Origin of the sequence: Arthrobacter ginsengisoli (assembly GCF_031456935.1) — a bacterium.
GTDB lineage: Bacteria > Actinomycetota > Actinomycetes > Actinomycetales > Micrococcaceae > Arthrobacter > Arthrobacter ginsengisoli.
In genome coordinates this window covers 60,311-76,668 of record NZ_JAVDVQ010000010.1, presented here as the reverse complement: position 1 = coordinate 76,668, position 16,358 = coordinate 60,311, and the positions used below count along the sequence as shown (strand labels likewise).

The following is a 16,358-nucleotide window of genomic DNA, read 5'->3' as shown; positions in this document are numbered from 1 at the left end:
ATGTCGGACATCATCACGGAGATCGCTGGAGATCTCTACAACGCGCGCACACTGCGCACCCCTATCGAGTTCGTGCGCCATCGACTGCCGGACAACGACAAGGATGCGGCCTACCGCATTTCCGAGCTCGTGACGCAGCGGCGGGAAGCCGCAGAAGGCCGCTATCGCGTCGGCCGCAAGGTAGGCCTGACCAACCCGATCGTGCAGCAGCGCGCCGGGGTGGACGAGCCCGACTACGGGATCATCCTCGACAACATGACGTTTGAGTCGCCGATTGAGCGGCCCGCGTCAGCGTACTTCCACCCGAAGATCGAAGCTGAGATTGCCTTCGTCCTGAAGTCCGACATCCTGGATTCGGACTTGGCCTCAGTCGAAGCCGCCATCGATTACGTCACGCCGGCAATGGAGCTGGTGGATAACCGCTACTTCAGCTACAAGATGGGCATCGTGGACACGATCGCCGACAACGCAGCCTGCGAGGGTATTGTCACCGGACCGGTTCGCATCCCCTATGGCGAAATCGACCTCAAGCAGGTCGAAATGGTCCTGTACCGGGGAGAGGAAGAACTGACACGCGGCACTGGCGGGAACGTTATGGGCGATCCCATCAACGCGATCCAGTGGCTGGCCGAGACGTCGATCAGGATCGGCAAGCCACTCCGTGCTGGCGAGATCCTGCTCTCCGGGTCCATTGGGCTGATCGTTGACTGGGATCCCAACGTGACGTACACCGCCAAGTATTCGCACGGGCTGGGAAGCGTCGTCGCCCTTCTGACGGAGGCCGTCGATGCGTGAGATCACCATGGAAACGCGTGTGGCCATCGAGCAGCTCATCTCGGAACTGCTATGGCGGCTGGACCACGGCAAGGCTGACACCACGTGGGAGCTGTACACGGAGGACGCAGTCACCACCGGACCACTCGGGAACATGGATGGCCGGGACGCCATCAAAGCCTGGGGCGAACGCCGCGCGAAGATTACAGGCGTCGTAGGACGACACATCATCGGTGGCATTCGGCTGGCATGGGTGGGTGAAGAACTCCACGGCTGGACGCAGTACATGACTTTCCGGGATTCCTCGGAGAACCCGTTGATGCCTGCCAGCGTAGGCGAATTCCGCGAGGTCTACCGGCAGGTCGACGGGGACTGGAAGATCGCACGGCGCGAGATCGCGCCCATCTTCGGCGGGCTGAACGCCGCTGCGCATGCGAAGCGGCTCGCAGAAAGCACAGCCGAATGAAGTGGGACAGCCGCGGCGGGCAACCGCCGGCGCTTTTGCACCAGGCGCTTCCGTCCCTGTCGGTGACGGAGTGGGCTCTGGCTGCAGGCTACGACGGCGTCGTCGTGGACCTCCAGCATGGCGAGGTCGGGCTGGAAGCAGGGTGCACAATGTTGCGCGCTGCGCCCCGGGATTCGGCGTACACCTATGCCCGGGTGGGAGGTCTGGATCCGGCCCCCATCCTGCGGCTGCTCGACAGCGGTGCACGCGGGATCATCGCACCGACCATCGAGTCCGGGGAACAAGCGCGCATGCTCGTGGAAGCGACCAAGTATCCGGGGGTGGGGAACCGGAGCCTCGGCCCCAGCCGCCCCAACCTGTATCCGGGCCAGCCCTACACCGAGGCGGGGAACCGCGCGGTGTCCACGATCGCCCAGATCGAGACAGTTGCCGGCGTCGAAAACGCGGAAAGTATCATCACCACTCCCGGGCTCGACTCGATCTATATCGGACCGGCGGATCTGGCAGTCTCTTACGGACTTCCGGGGAGGGGGGACTGGGCGGACGGTCCGGTGCGCGATGCCATAGTGCACTTGTCCAAGGTGACCAGGGCGCACGGCGTCACGCTGGGTATCTATTCCGGATCAAGCGCCTACGCAGCTGACCTTTTGGACCGGGAGCTTGTCGATTACGTCGGCCTCGGCATCGACCTCATATTCCTGAGCCGCGCGGCACAGGACTCCATCAAGACCCTGAGGGGTGCAAAATGAGCGACCGCAAGGACGTTATTATCATCGGAGCGGGCCCGGTCGGATTGACGCTCGCCAACCTTCTTGGACAGTTCGGCGTGAGCACGGTGGTCTTCGAAGGCCGCGACGAACTCATCGACTACCCCCGCGCCGTGGGCATCGATGACGAGGCACTGCGGACCATGCAGACCATCGGACTGGTGGACAAGGTGCTTCCGCACACCGTCCCGGATCAGAAGATCCGAATCGTCAATGGCGACCGAAAAATACTTGCGGAGATCAACCCCACAACCCGCGAGTTTGGCTGGCCCCGCAGAAATGGCTTTATCCAGCCTCTTGTCGACAAAGTACTCCTCGAAGGTCTCGCCCGGTACCCGCACGTCGAGGTGCGCTTCGGCAGCCAGGTGAGCGCCTTTGCCTCAGATTCCGACGGCGTGACGGCTACCATTAGTACTGCGTCGGGCGAAGAACAGGTGACCGGTAGCTACGTCGTCGGCTGCGACGGCGGCCGGTCCTTGACCCGGCAACACCTTGGGCTGGCATTCGAAGGCGAAACGCGGTCGACCCGCGGACTTGTCATCGACGTCGCCAATGACCCCATCGGCACCCCACATGCGGTCTTTGGCGGGGATCCAAGCCGTGGTTACGCGACACTCAGCCTGCCGCATGGAATCCGCCGCTGGGAATTCACGCTGTTCGAGGGTGAATCTGAAGAGGTCGCAGAGGACGATGCGTTCGTCTTCTCCCTCCTAGCCCCCCACGTGCCCGATCCCGCTGGCCTGAACATCATCCGCCGTCGGGTCTACGCCCACCACGCCCGTGTAGCCGAGAAGTTCCGCGTAGGACGATTCCTGCTGGCCGGCGATGCTGCCCACGTTATGCCGGTGGTTGCTGGCCAAGGCTGGAACTCCGGCATCCGGGACGCGCTGAACCTGGGGTGGAAACTGGCTGCAGTGGTTCAGGGGAAGGCCAGCGACAAGCTGCTCGATTCCTACGAAGGTGAACGGCGTGAACATGTCAAAGCCATGGTGGCGTTGTCGTTGAATATGGCGAACCTCGTCACCGACCACAACAGACTGCGCACGGCGGTGCGCGACATGGCCGCGGCAGTTCTAGACAAGCTGCCGAAGGCCCGCGCCCGGCTCAACAGCCAGGGCTACAAACCGATGCCCAAGTACGACCAAGGCGTCGTGGTTCCGTCCGAGCTCCCCACGTGGAAGGCGTTGCCTGATCGGGCGGATGCCCCGCGCGCAGTGGGCACGTTGTTCCCGCAGCCCACGGTCCGGAACGAGGACGGCTGTTCGGTCCTTCTGGACGACGCCACCGGCCAGGGATGGCGGGTCATCGTATGGAACAACGATCCACGCGCGTTCGTCAGCGAGGCTGAGGCGCAGACGCTGGCGGGTCTCGGCGGAACCCTTGTTCACGCCGTGCCGGCCTCGCAGCTGACGTGGGCGAAGGCTGCGGCAGCGCCTGGGGTACGAGTGGTTGGCGACGAAAGCGGCCTTTTGAAGGCCTGGTTCGACGAGAGGCCATTCTCTGCGATCGTTGTGCGACCCGATCACGTGGTCGCCGCCGAATGCATCGCCCAGGAACTGAACGACGTTCTAAAGAAAGTATTCAGGGCGGCCGACGTCACATTGGCCACTAAAACGCATAATAGCATTATGAATGCATAATTCATTGACAAATGCTTAATCAAGAATTACTGTTGCTGCAACTCGCCAGTACGGCGGTGGGCGTAGAGCCCGCGCAGCATTCACTCAAGGGAGAGCGAATCTTATGAACATCAAGAAAACCCGTGCAGCGACCGTTGGTGCCATGGCTCTTGCACTGACACTCAGCGGCTGTGCGTCCGGATCTGTTGACGGCAGCGGCTCCACGGCGGCCGCGAGTGGCTCCGCCGGGCTCACCAGGGTCACCTACGGGCTGTTTCCGTCCAGCACCGTTGCGGCTCTCCAAATTGCCATCGACAAGGGCTACTTCGAAAAGCAGGGCATCGATCTCAAATTGGTCGTGGGTGCTGGCAGCAGTGCGGCACAGTTGCCCGCTCTCGCAACCGGGGAGCTCGACTTCATGCTGGCCAGCCCGGTCACGGCCCTGACGGCAACCACGCAGGGTCTCGATGTCCGCATCGTTGATGGTGTTACCCAGAACGATCCCAAGATCGTGGAAGACTCCACCGCCGTGGTTGTCGGTGCCTCATCGGGCATCAAGAGCGCCCGTGATCTCGAAGGCAAGAAGGTCTCGGTCAACGCACTGGGCAGCATTGGAGAAATCGGCATCCGTGAAGCCGTGGCCAAGGATGGCGGGGACCCGAAGAAGGTGACGTTCGTCCAGTTGTCGTTCCCCGAGGTTGCAGCTCAGATCGAAGCTGGCCAGATTGACGCAGGGATGGCGGGTTCGCCTTTCATGCAGCAGGTAGTGGCCAAAGGTGGCCGGGTGGTCAGCGACTTTATCCATGACACAGGCCTGGGCGCGAATGAACTCGTTACGATCTCCAGTGGCAAACGCGTGGACAGCGACACTGACTTGGTCAAGCGGTTCACCGCGGCCATGAAAGAGGCTTTGCCGTTCCTGACTGAGAATAATGATCTGATCCGCGCGGCAATGCCTGCCGCGCTCGGCACTGATCCGGCCGCCGCGGCGAAAGTAAAACTCTCCATTTACAACCCGGACGTTTCGCAAGAGACCATCCAGTTGTTCGCGGACTTGCTCGTCAAATACGGCATCGTGAGCACTAAGCCAGACGTTGACAAGGTGATCTGGAAGCCGTAATCCCGCTGTCGGGGCCGCTCGTCGGCCCCGACCGCATATTGATCGCAACAACTGAGAGCAGAACAAAACCGTGGAAACGCAAACTCCAACCCTGAGCAGCGTGGCTGTGAGCACCCTGCCTACGCGGGAGCACAGAGTTCGTCGTGCTGCCCGGTGGACTGCTGTCGGGCCCTACGTCCTGGGTGTCGCCGGCATCCTCGCCGCACTCATCGTCTGGGAACTCTACTCAGCCTTTGGCCCGGTCAGTCAGCACCACCTGCCACCGCCGTCGGTGGTGCTTCCAACATTCTTCACCAACCTGACCTTCACCCAATTCTGGCTGACCATGGGGCAGACGATGTGGGCTTGGTTCCTTGGGCTCGGCATCGCCACCCTCGGTGGTGTCGCCATTGGCCTGCTCATCGGATCCAGCAACTTCCTGCGGTCTGCGACGCACACTACTATCGAGTTCCTCCGCCCCATCCCGGCCGTGGGACTGATCCCTTTGGCTGCACTGCTGTTCGGACCGAGGATCGGCGCCGAGCTCATGATCGTCGTTTACGGTTGCTTCTGGATCATCATGATCCAGGTCCTGTACGGCATCACCGATATCGACAAGGTGGCAAATGACACAGTTCACACCATGCGGATGACATGGCTGCAACGGGTCCGCCACCTCGTACTACCCACGCTTTTGCCATACCTGATGACCGGCATTCGGATCGCGGCCACAGTCGCACTGATCCTCGCGATCAGCTCCGAGCTCATCGTCGGCACGCCGGGGATCGGCCGGTCAGTCGCGCAGGCCCAGCTCAACGACAACCCGCCAGCCATGATCGCCCTTATCCTCACAGCCGGTCTGCTGGGCATCCTGGTAAACCTGATATTCCGCTTCATTGAGCGCAAAGTGCTCTTCTGGCACAGCTCAGTCCGTTCGGAGGTGGCGGTATGATCGTCCTCAAACGCCTAGGTATGTGGTTCGGCCTGCCGGCCATCCTCATCGCCATCTGGTGGGCGGCCACAGCCCAGGGAGTGAACTTCTTCGTACCCAAACCGGACAAGCTGGCCAGCACTTTTGCCAAAGTCTGGTTCAGCGAAAGGTTCTTCACGGACGTTCTCCCCAGCATGGGGCGACTGTCCATCAGCCTCTTGATCTCCATAGTCCTCGGGGTGGTCCTCGGGGTTGCGATTGGGCTCTCACGGAATTTGCGCTGGCTTCTCGAGCCACTGCTCGAATTCATCAGGGCGGTACCCTCAACGATCCTCATTCCGGTTCTGCTACTGCTGATCGGTATCAATGACACGATGAAGGTCACCGTCATCGTCCTCGGCTGCCTCTGGCCCATCCTGCTGAATACTGTGGAAGGCGTGCGATCCCTTGATGAAGTCCTGACCAATACCGCCCGCGTCTACGGCCTCCGTGGATTCGACCGCATCCGCTACCTCGTGCTGCCGGGCGCCTCACCGCTCATCATGGCCGGCATCCGCCACAGCCTCGCGGTCGGCCTCATCCTCTTGGTCGTCTCGGAGATGTTCGCTTCGACCGACGGCATTGGCTATTCGATTATTAACTTCCAAAACCGCGTCGCGATCCCGGAAATGTGGAGCGGCATCGTTCTCCTGGGAATCATAGGAGTGCTGCTGTCGGTAGCTTTCCAAGCGATCCAAAAGCGCGTTTTGGGATGGTACTACGGTCTAAAGGAGGCCTCAAATGACGGCTAACAAGTCGGAAGTCCGACTCAGTGTCCAGCAGTTGCGCAAGGTCTACGGTGTAGGCAGCCGCAACGAAGTAGAGGCCGTACGGTCCCTCACCTTCGATCTGCATGCCGGCGAGTTCGCCTGCCTGGTGGGGCCGTCCGGTTCGGGGAAAACGACGCTGCTGAAATGCATCGCCGGCCTCCTGGACCCCACATCCGGCGAGGTGGTGCTCGACGGCCGGCGCGTTGCCGGCCCTGCCGAGGGCATGGCAGTGGTCTTTCAGGAGTACAGCCGCAGCCTGTTCCCTTGGCTGAGCGTTGAAGAGAACGTCGAGCTGCCGCTGAAGACCTCCGGCGTGCCCAAGGCCGAACGCAAGGCACGTGTCAGCGAGGCGCTGGAGGCCGTCAGCCTCTCACACGCGACCAAGAGCTACCCGTGGCAGCTCTCCGGTGGCATGCAGCAGCGCGTCGCAATTGCCCGTGCTGTCGCCTCCAACCCCAGCGTGCTGCTCATGGACGAACCCTTCGCAGCAGTCGACGCGCAAACCCGCGGAGAGCTCGAAGACCTCGTCCGCGACGTCTGGCAGCGCCTCAATATGACGATCCTCTTTGTGACCCACGATATCGACGAGTCCGTCTACCTGGCTGAACGGGTGCTGGTGCTCTCAAGCTCACCGACCATCATCCAGGCTGACCTGCACATCGACCTTCCGGACGTGCGCAGCCAGGCTGACACCAGGTCGCTTCACCGCTTCGGCGAACTGCGCCATCAGGTCTACGAGGAGGTCCAGTTCGCCAAGATCAACCCGGGTGGCGAGCGGACGGCAGCCCACGGGGAGTTGCGCTCATGAGCCCCCGGGCAGCCGCTGACGTCAGCACTAATGGAACCGCCAAGCCGGAAACGGGCAAGCGTCGCCGGGTCCACCAGTCCACCCCTGAGAATGAACGGGCCATCCTGGAAGCGGTGCTACAGCTCGCTGTCACCGAAGGCTATGAAGGTACAACGATGGCTGAGGTGGCCCGTGTTGCCCATCTGCCGATCGGGTCCGTCTACTGGCACTTTGAAAACAAAGAAGGCTTGTTCGCCGCGCTGATCGACTACTGCTTCGAAAACTGGAAGACGCGTCACCGGGGACCGGAAAACAGGGCCATTCTCCGTACGAGCATCGCCGGATCTGCGGCTAATTCTGCCGACCCGGCGAACGCGCAGGAAGCATTCTGGATCATTGGACTGCTCTTTGCGCTGGAGAAGCGGCTGGCGGGGAATGCTGCACGCCAGAAATACCTGGAGGTGCGCGATGAGATGTACGAACTGATGGTCGAGGCTGTCACACCGGGTATCCCCGCCGCAGCCTTGCGGGTGAAACCAGACCTCGCCCGTAAGATCGTCATGCTTGGCCGCGCGCTAACGGACGGTTTTTACATATCGGCATCCGCGGGAGACGAGATCGACTTTGCCGAGGCGGCGGAGCTCTCTGCGCTGGCTATGGAGAAGCTCGTCCAGCACTACGCCGAGCTCGGGGCCGCGGCGGATCAACCATGAGCGGTTCGGACCGGGTGGCCCTGGTGATTGGCGGCGGCCGCGGCATTGCGGCCGCGGCTGTCCGCGCGCTGGCGGGCGATGGGTACCGTATTGCCGCGCTTTCTCCTTCCGGGAGCGCGATGGAGCTGGCCCGCAGCCTGGGCGGGGTGGGAACCCAGGGTTCCAACCGGTCCGTGGCGGACCTGCAAGCAATCACGGACTTGGCGCTGACCACATACGGACGCATCGACGTCGTGGTTAATAGTTCCGGACATGCCGCCAGAAAGCCTGTGCTGGAGATCAGCGATGACGAGTGGGCAGAGGGTTACGAGATGTACCTTCTCAACGTCATCCGCATGACTCGGATCGTTACCCCTCACATGGTTACCGCGGGTGGTGGGGCGATCGTCAACGTCTCCACGAGTTCCCCCTTCGAGCCCAACCCGAACTACCCGGTCTCAGGCACGTTCCGTGCGGCGCTGGGTACTTTCACCAAGTTGTATTCCGACGAGTACGGGCCCTCTGGAATCCGGATGAACAATGTTCTTCCAGGCTTCACCAAGGAGGATCCGAGCACTGTGCCGGGGGAATGGACCACCCGAATACCTTTGCGCAGGGCTGCCAGTACGAAAGAGGTGGCCCGCGTCATTCGGTTCCTCGCCAGCGAGGAATCCAGCTACATCACAGGCCAGAACATCCGCGTGGACGGCGGCGCGTCCCGCTCCGTTTAGGAGCCGACGCTGAAAGAGAGGTTACAGCTATGTCACTTGGTGTGATTACCGAAATGGGTTATCTCGCAATGCGGACCCGCGACTACGATGAGTCGCTCGAACTGGCGACTGACGTCCTCGGTCTGCGCATGACACTCAACGACGACAACCGGGCCTACTTGTCCGCGGCGGACCGTCACCACGAGCTCGTCTACGTGAAGAGCGAGGAGGACGGCATTGACCATATTGGCCTTGTTGCCGACAGCCCCGAGGGTTTGGAGATCATCCGGAAGCGCCTCGAGGCCGGAGGATTTCCGATCCTCACGCGCAGTCCCCTGGAACGGGAGATCGGCGAGGGCTTCGCCGTCATGGGCCCCGAGGGATACGTCTATCACGTCTATGTCGGAATGAAGTCGTTCCGGCATGGTCCAGCGTCCTTCGGGCCGGACCGCTACGGCCACATCAACATCCACCCCCAGAATCCGACGGCGATGAAGGACTTCCTGGTGGAGTTTTTCGGTTTCAAGGTATCCGACGTCATCGGTAAGGACTTCGGCTATTTCCTGCGCTGCAACCCGGACCACCATGGCATCGCGCTCATCAAAGGACGCGGCACACTGCACCACCATGCATGGCAGACGCAGTCCGTGGCCGACCTTGGACGGCTCGCGGACCGCTTGTTTGCCCGGGGCCGTCGTCTGATCTGGGGCCCGGTCCGTCATGGCGCGGGCCACAACATCGCCGCTTACTACGTGGAGCCCAACGGCACGGTAGTAGAGCTCTACACGGACCTTGAGCAGATCCACGAAATTGATCGTCCTCCCATCGAGTGGAGCCAGGACGACCGGACGTGGTTCAACCGGTGGGGCGTCTACAACGGCGAGGATTTCCGCTCACATGGGGTCTTCCCGGTCTCGCTGGGCTAAGAGGGGTGCCGTTCCTACTCCTGGGACGGCGCGGCCTCTGAAGCGGCGCGGAATTCAGCGTCTTCAATGATGTCGATGGTCCGCATGTAGTGCTCACGCAGCAGTTTGGTGGCCGTCGGTGCATCCCGCGCGATGGTCGCCTCGAGGATCGCGCGGTGCTCGGCCTCGATGTCCCGCGATTGTGCACGCTGATCCGGGGCGGTCCACAGCCGGTAAAGGGCGGTGGCTTCACCCAAGGTTGCTGCGAAGTCCTGCAGCAGCGGGACTCCGCACGCTTCCAGGAGCTTTGCGTGGAACCCTTGGTGGGCAACGAACCATTCGGCTGTGATGTGGTGCGGATCTTCACTGTCGCGACGTGGCGTCCGTTCCAGCCGATGGTGTAGTGCAACGAGGTCGGATTCCCAATCGACGTCTCCTCGCTCAATGGCCAGGGTCAGGCCGTATTCCTCCACGCGACAGCGGAGCCCGCCCAAACCACGCAATTCTTCGAGGCTGTACTCCGAGATGAAGAACCCGCGGTTGGGGCGGAACTGCAGCAGCTTTTCACCTGCCAACCGGACCATGGCCTCACGGACCACGGTCGAGCTGGCGGCGTAACGCTTTGTCAGCTCGCCGATCTGCAAGTTTGTTCCAGGGGCCCACTGTGCAGCGAAGATGTCGGCCCGCAGCATTTCGCGGACCCCCTCGCTAATCGTCTCTGCATTCGCTCGTCGTGCCATGCATTAAGCCTACACATACGCAATGATCGTTTGAAAGTGCGTTATTGCGCAGGGAATGCATTCTGCGTACTGTTCGAGCAATACGAAAAGTCTCCGATGGCGGATGCCGTCGGTACCAGAAAGGATTTACATGCGCTACGCGAGTTACCTCACCCCAGCAGGGCAGCCCACCTGGGGTCTAGAGGTGGACGGCCAGCTGTTCGACTTGGGTCCCAGCGGCGTCAATCTTTCTCCCTCGCTTCAATCAGCGATTGTGGATGGCCTGCTTACCAAGACGCCGGAATCGGACGGTGCGCCGGTTCAGCAGGTGGAAGGAACCCGATTCCTCCCCCTCCTGTCTGCGCCGGGCAAGGTGATCTGCATCGGTGTCAATTACCGCAGCCACCGCGAAGAGACCGGGCGGGCAGACGTCGGAAAGCCGACGGTGTTCGCACGTTTCTCCGACACGCTTGCCGCGCATGGAGCCGACTTGCCGATTCCCCGCGAGAGCGACATGTATGACTACGAGGGCGAGGTCGCCTTGGTCGTGGGAGCTCCCGCGGATCACGTCCGCCCGGAGGATGCGTTCAAGGTCGTCGCCGGCTACGCCGCTTTTAATGATTTCAGTGCCCGTGACTGGCAGCGCCACACCGGACAGTGGACCCCCGGGAAGAACTTTCCGCTCAGCGGCGCATTTGGTCCTTATTTCATGACCGCTTCCGAGGTCGGAGACGTCACCGAACTCGTCGTTGAGACGAGGGTCAATGGAGAAGTGCGGCAGCGCGCTGCGGTTTCGGACCTCATCTTCGACATCCCCGCGATCCTTGAGTACGTGACGGCATTCACCCCGCTGTCCCCGGGTGACGTCATTGTGACCGGCACCCCCGGAGGCGTGGGACTGTTCATGGAGCCGCCGACGTTCCTCGCCCCCGGCGACGTCGTCGAGGTTGAGGTCGGCAAGCTCGGTACCCTGCGCAACGTTCTCGTCGCCTAAAGATGCGTAAAGGCAACTCCATGGACGACTTCGATGTCGCGGTTGTAGGGGCTGGTCCGGTCGGCCTGACAGCGGCGCTGCTGCTCGCCGACGGCGGTGCCCGGGTCATTCTGCTTGAAGCAGCGGAGGCGCCGATGGACCTGCCGCGCGCCATCAGTATCGCCGACGAGACCTTCCGGACCATGGACCGGTTGGGTCTGGCCGGTGCCTTGAAGGCAGAGTCGCTCCTTGGCACCGGAAGCCGCTACTTCGGGCTGAACGATCGGCCTCTCGCCTCGTCCAAACCGGTTCCTTCGCGAATCGGACATCCAGCAAAGTCCCAGTTCGATCAACCTGTGCTGGAAAACCTACTGTGGACGAAGGCGCGCGACCACGAGCACATCGAATTTCTCGTGGACGCCCAGGTGAACGCCGTTACCCAAGATGCCCAGGGGATAACAGTCGGCTTCCGGTCCGCCCTCGGAGCCGGCACGGTTGCTGCGTCATGGCTAGTCGGCGCTGACGGCGGCCGCAGTTTCGTCCGTGAAGCTCTAGGCATTGACCTGGTCGGATCAACCCAACAGGAGCGTTGGATTGTCATTGACCTGCTCGACGTCCCGGGGACCCGCGAGCCGTACGCCGAGTTTCACGGCAACGGAACACGCCCCTACGTTCTTGTCCCTGGAATCAAGGGGCGGCTGCGCCTGGAGTTCATGCTTTTCGACGGCGAAGACGCGGACGCGATGACGTCTCCGGCACAAATTCTTGAGCTGTCCCGGCCTTTCCATCCGGAGGTGGGGCCAGAGGATGTCAGGCGTGCCGTCGTCTATGTCGCCCACCAGCGCATCGCGCGTACCTACCGTTCCGGCCGCTCCTTCCTGATCGGCGATGCCGCGCACCTCATGCCGCCCTTCTCAGGGCAGGGGCTGAACGCCGGGCTGCGCGACGCACTCAATCTCAGCTGGAAGCTGTTGGAAGTGCTCCGCGGCGCAGGTACGGACCGCCTCCTGTCCACCTACGAATCCGAACGCCGCACCCATGCAGCGAAAATGGTGAAGGTGTCGCGCCGGACCGGGGCCGTCGTTATGGCTGTGGGCGCACTGAAGACCAACGTCCGGGACATCGCCTTCCGCACGGTCAGCCTCATTCCCGCGGTTCACCGGTATCTGGGGTCCATGCGTTTCATCTCACCGCCGGATTACCGCAACGGCGTCGCCATCAAGGCGGGACGGGATGTCGATCGCCGTTTGGCGGCATCGGTCGGTTTCGCACTTAGCCAGCCGTCGGTGACCGACCCGGACGGCTGGACGACGCCGCTCGACGCTCACCTCGGCGACGGCTGGTCCCTGTTGACTCTGGAAGCAGAAAGCCCGTCATCGCATAGGCCGGATCCATTCTGGGCCTTGCTCGGCGCCCGCCAGCTTCGATTGGCTGGCACGCCCGTTTCGCCGACTGAGGAAGACAGTGCTCCGCTGCTGCTCGACGCCGGGCGGGTGCTCGCAGTCCCACACCTGGGGAAACCTCACACCCTGGTGGTTCGTCCGGACCGCTACGTCGCAGCGGTATTCACGGACGACAGCGAACAGTCAGTCATCCAAAGTCTGCGTTCGTACGTCAATCCACACCCACGGCGATAACAATTACAAGGAGTCACGGAATGCCCAACATGCAGGAATCGCGGTCCGAAACCGCCCGGTTCGATGATCTCTATTGGGAACCTCGCGCAGAGCCCATCGTCGAGGACGATGCCTTTCTGGCGGAGATCATCGCACAAGCGGAACTTCCCGTGCTGCTCGCCGCGATCGCGGCGGCGCTCGGCGATACGTCGTCACTGAGCAGCGACCTACAACCTCCGCTGAGCCCGGTGGACACCCAACCCCATCCGCACGGTGGCATGTCGCCCGATCAGCAGGAACGCGCAAAGGAAGTGGCGTTGGCCGGGTTGCGCGAGCTCCGGGACAACGGGATCACAGCAGTTGATCTGCTCCCGGATGAGACCGTCACTGATCTCCTGCGTTTCCTCACCGCTGGGCGTGAGCATTGGTACGGTTCGCTGAAACATGAGCTTGACCTCGCCGCGGACAAAGGCGGAGCGCCGCAATGGCATTTCGATGACGTAGCTGATGGTCGCGAGTTCCCCGTGCTCATCGTCGGGGCAGGGATCGCCGGTATCGCTGCGGCACACAGGTATAAGCAAGCTGGCGTGCCCTTCATCGTCGTCGAGGACGCTCCAATGCTGGGTGGGACGTGGGCCAAGAACTCCTATCCGGGTGTCCGGCTCGACACCCCGACTTTCGGGTATTCGTACTCGTTCGCGCAGAGAGGCGACTGGCCCCACCAGTTCGCGCAGGGAAGGGACGTTCTCGACTACGTCCGCGACGTCGCCGAGCGCGCGGGAATCATTGAGAATATCGAGTTCTCCACCCGGCTGAACCGGCTGCGCTGGGACGAGCGGGCCCGCATGTGGAAGGCAACCACCCGCGATGCCGCCGGGAAAGAGCAGACCAGGAGCTTCGCGGCTGTCGTGAGCGCCCTCGGTCAGTTGGACCGCCCCCACATCCCCCACTTCGAGGGCATCGACCAGTACCGCGGTGTCACCATGCACTCACAGGAGTGGTCACACGAGGCGGACTACGCGGGAAAGCGCGTAGCCGTGATTGGCACAGGCGCCAGCGCCTACCAGATTGTGCCGGCACTGGCAGATGACGTTGAGAAACTGGTGCTCTTCCAGCGCACCGCGCCCTGGATGCTGCCGGCACCGAACTATCACGACCGCGTCACCGACGCCTTCACCTGGCTGCGACGCAAGGTGCCGCACTACGCGCAGTGGAACCGCCTGTGGGCGACGGTCCAGGGTATCCCCGGCCGATTGCACACCGTGACGGCAGAGGAAGGCTGGGAGGGAGCACCATTGAGCGTCTCCCGCAAGAACCAAGAGGTCCGGGACGTGCTGACCGGGCTCCTCGCAGCTCAATTCGAGGAACGCCCGGACTTGCTCGCTCATGCTGTTCCCAACTACCCGCCGGGCGCAAAGCGGATGCTCCGTGACAACGGGGTGTGGGCCGACGCCCTCAAATCCCCGCACACGACGGTTGTGACTGCGGGTATCGATCGGTTCTCCGAGCACGGGATCATCGACAGCCATGGTGTTGAGCATGAAGTCGACATCGTCGTCTTCGCGACCGGATTCAAGCCGTCGGATTACCTCGATGAGGTGGAGGTCATCGGCCGCGACGGTGTGGAGATCCACGACTTCTGGAAGGGCGATGCGCGAGCCTACAACGGCATCACGGTTCCCGGCTTCCCCAACTTCTTCCTCATCTACGGCCCTAACGTCGGAGGTGTCGTCGCCGGGAGCCTGCACTTCATGATTGAACGGGCCGTCGAGTTTTCCCTCAAGTCTGTTTACGAGATCCTGCAAAGGGGTGTCTCCGCCATCGACGTGAGGCCCGCGGCCTTGGACCGCTTCGTGGACTGGATCGACGCCGGCAACCGCCGGATGGCATGGGGGCAACCCTATGTCCACACGTGGTATCAGAACGCGCACGGCCGTGTTTCGCAAGTCTGGCCCTATACGAACGCGGAGTATTGGCAAATTACCGAGGCGGTCAGCGAGAGCGATCACGAGTTTATTGCGTGAACCCCATGCTCAGGATTCCCACAGCTCAAGGTGCCGTGCGCGCGCATCTCCACGCAGGAGTGATCGATGCGCGGGGAGTGCGCTACGGGACACCGAGGACTGATCCCCGGTTCGGTGAGATCGACGCGATTTCGTCAGGCGAAGTACAGGCTCCGCCGATAGCCTTCCCACAGACGCCAGGTATGCTCGACAGCTTGCTGGGGCCCGCCCTCGGTGAGCTCGTGCAGCAGGAAGATGCGTTCACGCTTCGGGTCCAGGCGCCGACGGGTGCCGACGGACTTCCCGTCGTGTTCTTCATTCCCGGAGGCGGCTTCACGACCGGCTCGGGCGAAAGCCGATGGTACGAGTCGCCAACCTTCGTGCATGACGCGCGCATCGTCCTCGTCACGGTGAACTACCGGCTCGGTGTGTCGGGGCACTTCGGTCCGCTCGGGGACCCGGCAGAGTCGACCAAGCCGGTACGTGATCTCCAGGCCGCATTGGAGTGGGTGCGAGAGAACATCAGCTCTTTTGGCGGGGATCCCGGGAGAATAACGATCGCGGGAGATTCTGCGGGGGCGTGGTACGCCTACGCGCTCAGTACCGACCCCCGCATGCGCGGTTTGGCCGCGCGGACCCTGCTGATCAGCATGCCTCGGTTGGCACCGCTGCCCGTGGACATCTGGCTTCGGCATCGGGCGGCCGTCATCGACGCCGTGGGCTCAGAGACGTCTCTGCTGACCGCGCCGGTCGGGGCGCTACTTGCCGCGCAGGGACGCGCCCGGGCCGGCCTCCAGGCCTTTCCCTACATGCCCGCGGAATCACAGGAGACGCCAAGCGACCTTGCACGTTACGCCTCCTCCGCCCAGAGAATCCATACCGACGCTGTCCTTCTCATCACGACAGCCGAGGAGTCTGCCGGTTTCCTTCGTAACCAGCCGCGCGCAGATTATTCGAAGGCAGACGTGGAACGGTTTATCGAACGGACATTCACGGACCCGGCAAGCGTGGCGGCCTTTCTACAGGCCGATGACGATCCCGATGCCTACTTATGCATGGTGCGTGCCGCGACGTTGGCGCAGTTTCGTACTTCCGCACTCGAGATCGCTACGAATGCACCCGTCTCCGCCCAGGTCGTGCGGCTGGATCATCGGAGCAAGCTCGAGGCAGCCTACGCGCCACACTGCTTCGTTCTGCCGTTCATCTTCGGTGACGTCGCCCAATGGCGCGATTCCCCGATGCTCGACGGCGCTTCGATGTCAGAATCAGCGCGGGTAACCGTCGCCATGCGAAAGCTGGTCACTGATTTCGTTTACAGGGGAGTAACGACGTCCGATCGATTCGACCCTCTTACTCCACAGACACTCAGCCTTGATGCTGACGGTATCCGCCTGGAGCCGGCGCTCGAGGCCGGGCTGGGCGTGCGCGAGACTGACAGTAAATAGGCCACCGGTTGGAGTGCGGTCTTAAAAATCGTTGAGTTTTCCC

The 16,358-nt window shown here is 62.3% G+C and carries 16 protein-coding genes and 1 pseudogene; 16 read left to right on the top strand and 1 reads right to left on the bottom strand.

All coding sequences use genetic code 11. The features are described 5' to 3' along the window. From J2X01_RS12920 to J2X01_RS12870, 11 genes are all read left to right on the top strand, one after another. Positions 1 to 795 carry a 2-keto-4-pentenoate hydratase gene (locus tag J2X01_RS12920; protein WP_310057820.1) on the top strand — a complete coding sequence of 265 codons (795 nt, stop codon included), beginning with the start codon at positions 1 to 3 and terminating at the stop codon, positions 793 to 795. Then, positions 788 to 1,240 (top strand): nuclear transport factor 2 family protein, encoded by a 453-nt coding sequence (locus tag J2X01_RS12915; RefSeq protein WP_310057817.1) that lies wholly within the window; start codon positions 788 to 790, stop codon positions 1,238 to 1,240. The genes J2X01_RS12920 and J2X01_RS12915 overlap by 8 nt, the downstream gene beginning before the upstream one ends. Then, positions 1,237 to 1,989, top strand: a complete 753-nt coding sequence (locus tag J2X01_RS12910) for an HpcH/HpaI aldolase family protein (protein WP_310057815.1) — start codon at positions 1,237 to 1,239, stop codon at positions 1,987 to 1,989. Before J2X01_RS12915 ends, J2X01_RS12910 begins: the two co-directional genes overlap by 4 nt. After that, positions 1,986 to 3,647, top strand: coding sequence for a bifunctional 3-(3-hydroxy-phenyl)propionate/3-hydroxycinnamic acid hydroxylase (locus J2X01_RS12905; RefSeq protein WP_310057812.1), 1,662 nt, complete (start codon positions 1,986 to 1,988; stop codon positions 3,645 to 3,647). The genes J2X01_RS12910 and J2X01_RS12905 overlap by 4 nt, the downstream gene beginning before the upstream one ends. Before the next feature lie 103 nt (positions 3,648 to 3,750). After that, positions 3,751 to 4,746 (top strand): ABC transporter substrate-binding protein, encoded by a 996-nt coding sequence (locus J2X01_RS12900; RefSeq protein ID WP_310057810.1) that lies wholly within the window; start codon positions 3,751 to 3,753, stop codon positions 4,744 to 4,746. A gap of 106 nt (positions 4,747 to 4,852) precedes the next feature. Further along, positions 4,853 to 5,677: an ABC transporter permease gene (locus tag J2X01_RS12895; RefSeq protein WP_310057807.1), complete on the top strand. Its 825-nt coding sequence runs from the start codon at positions 4,853 to 4,855 to the stop codon at positions 5,675 to 5,677. Next, on the top strand, positions 5,674 to 6,447 hold the full coding sequence (locus J2X01_RS12890; protein WP_310057804.1) for an ABC transporter permease: 774 nt from the start codon (positions 5,674 to 5,676) through the stop codon (positions 6,445 to 6,447). The genes J2X01_RS12895 and J2X01_RS12890 overlap by 4 nt, the downstream gene beginning before the upstream one ends. Then, positions 6,437 to 7,273 carry an ABC transporter ATP-binding protein gene (locus tag J2X01_RS12885; protein ID WP_310057801.1) on the top strand — a complete coding sequence of 279 codons (837 nt, stop codon included), beginning with the start codon at positions 6,437 to 6,439 and terminating at the stop codon, positions 7,271 to 7,273. Before J2X01_RS12890 ends, J2X01_RS12885 begins: the two co-directional genes overlap by 11 nt. Further along, a complete protein-coding gene (locus J2X01_RS12880; protein WP_310057796.1) occupies positions 7,270 to 7,965 on the top strand; it encodes a TetR/AcrR family transcriptional regulator in 696 nt (231 codons plus the stop codon). Before J2X01_RS12885 ends, J2X01_RS12880 begins: the two co-directional genes overlap by 4 nt. Beyond that, on the top strand, positions 7,962 to 8,675 hold the full coding sequence (locus J2X01_RS12875) for an SDR family oxidoreductase (RefSeq protein ID WP_310057795.1): 714 nt from the start codon (positions 7,962 to 7,964) through the stop codon (positions 8,673 to 8,675). Before J2X01_RS12880 ends, J2X01_RS12875 begins: the two co-directional genes overlap by 4 nt. A gap of 29 nt (positions 8,676 to 8,704) precedes the next feature. Beyond that, entirely contained in the window at positions 8,705 to 9,580 is an 876-nt protein-coding gene (locus J2X01_RS12870; protein WP_310057793.1) for a VOC family protein, read from the top strand. Between the two features lie 14 nt (positions 9,581 to 9,594). Here the strand turns inward: J2X01_RS12870 and J2X01_RS12865 are convergent, their stop codons facing one another. Next, on the bottom strand, positions 9,595 to 10,299 hold the full coding sequence (locus tag J2X01_RS12865; RefSeq protein ID WP_310057791.1) for a GntR family transcriptional regulator: 705 nt from the start codon (positions 10,297 to 10,299) through the stop codon (positions 9,595 to 9,597). Between the two features lie 130 nt (positions 10,300 to 10,429). On the opposite strand from J2X01_RS12865, the gene J2X01_RS12860 reads away from it, so the two are divergent. The 5 genes and pseudogenes from J2X01_RS12860 (at position 10,430) to J2X01_RS12845 (ending at position 16,315) form a co-directional block, all read left to right on the top strand. After that, complete coding sequence (locus tag J2X01_RS12860) at positions 10,430 to 11,272, top strand: fumarylacetoacetate hydrolase family protein (RefSeq protein WP_310057789.1); 843 nt, start codon at positions 10,430 to 10,432, stop codon at positions 11,270 to 11,272. Between the two features lie 2 nt (positions 11,273 to 11,274). Beyond that, positions 11,275 to 12,297 (top strand): annotated as a pseudogene (locus tag J2X01_RS22140) (FAD-dependent monooxygenase); the annotation flags it as partial. A gap of 3 nt (positions 12,298 to 12,300) precedes the next feature. Further along, entirely contained in the window at positions 12,301 to 12,888 is a 588-nt protein-coding gene (locus tag J2X01_RS22135) for a hypothetical protein (RefSeq protein ID WP_510183409.1), read from the top strand. Between the two features lie 20 nt (positions 12,889 to 12,908). Continuing rightward, positions 12,909 to 14,891: a flavin-containing monooxygenase gene (locus J2X01_RS12850; RefSeq protein ID WP_310057783.1), complete on the top strand. Its 1,983-nt coding sequence runs from the start codon at positions 12,909 to 12,911 to the stop codon at positions 14,889 to 14,891. Positions 14,892 to 15,073: 182 nt separating this feature from the next. After that, entirely contained in the window at positions 15,074 to 16,315 is a 1,242-nt protein-coding gene (locus J2X01_RS12845; protein WP_310057780.1) for a carboxylesterase family protein, read from the top strand. Positions 16,316 to 16,358: the final 43 nt, after the last annotated feature.

What these genes read in the sequence shown, in the direction of transcription:
- J2X01_RS12885 (WP_310057801.1), top strand. Translation starts at nt 6,437, where the DNA reads ATGACGGCTAACAAGTCGGAAGTCCGACTCAGTGTCCAGCAGTTGCGC.
- J2X01_RS12915 (WP_310057817.1), top strand. Translation starts at nt 788, where the DNA reads ATGCGTGAGATCACCATGGAAACGCGTGTGGCCATCGAGCAGCTCATC.
- J2X01_RS12860 (WP_310057789.1), top strand. Translation starts at nt 10,430, where the DNA reads ATGCGCTACGCGAGTTACCTCACCCCAGCAGGGCAGCCCACCTGGGGT.
- J2X01_RS12905 (WP_310057812.1), top strand. Translation starts at nt 1,986, where the DNA reads ATGAGCGACCGCAAGGACGTTATTATCATCGGAGCGGGCCCGGTCGGA.
- J2X01_RS12870 (WP_310057793.1), top strand. Translation starts at nt 8,705, where the DNA reads ATGTCACTTGGTGTGATTACCGAAATGGGTTATCTCGCAATGCGGACC.
- J2X01_RS22135 (WP_510183409.1), top strand. Translation starts at nt 12,301, where the DNA reads ATGGTGAAGGTGTCGCGCCGGACCGGGGCCGTCGTTATGGCTGTGGGC.
- J2X01_RS12900 (WP_310057810.1), top strand. Translation starts at nt 3,751, where the DNA reads ATGAACATCAAGAAAACCCGTGCAGCGACCGTTGGTGCCATGGCTCTT.
- J2X01_RS12875 (WP_310057795.1), top strand. Translation starts at nt 7,962, where the DNA reads ATGAGCGGTTCGGACCGGGTGGCCCTGGTGATTGGCGGCGGCCGCGGC.
- J2X01_RS12880 (WP_310057796.1), top strand. Translation starts at nt 7,270, where the DNA reads ATGAGCCCCCGGGCAGCCGCTGACGTCAGCACTAATGGAACCGCCAAG.
- J2X01_RS12920 (WP_310057820.1), top strand. Translation starts at nt 1, where the DNA reads ATGTCGGACATCATCACGGAGATCGCTGGAGATCTCTACAACGCGCGC.
- J2X01_RS12845 (WP_310057780.1), top strand. Translation starts at nt 15,074, where the DNA reads ATGCTCGACAGCTTGCTGGGGCCCGCCCTCGGTGAGCTCGTGCAGCAG.
- J2X01_RS12850 (WP_310057783.1), top strand. Translation starts at nt 12,909, where the DNA reads ATGCCCAACATGCAGGAATCGCGGTCCGAAACCGCCCGGTTCGATGAT.
- J2X01_RS12890 (WP_310057804.1), top strand. Translation starts at nt 5,674, where the DNA reads ATGATCGTCCTCAAACGCCTAGGTATGTGGTTCGGCCTGCCGGCCATC.
- J2X01_RS12865 (WP_310057791.1), bottom strand. Translation starts at nt 10,299, where the DNA reads ATGGCACGACGAGCGAATGCAGAGACGATTAGCGAGGGGGTCCGCGAA.
- J2X01_RS12910 (WP_310057815.1), top strand. Translation starts at nt 1,237, where the DNA reads ATGAAGTGGGACAGCCGCGGCGGGCAACCGCCGGCGCTTTTGCACCAG.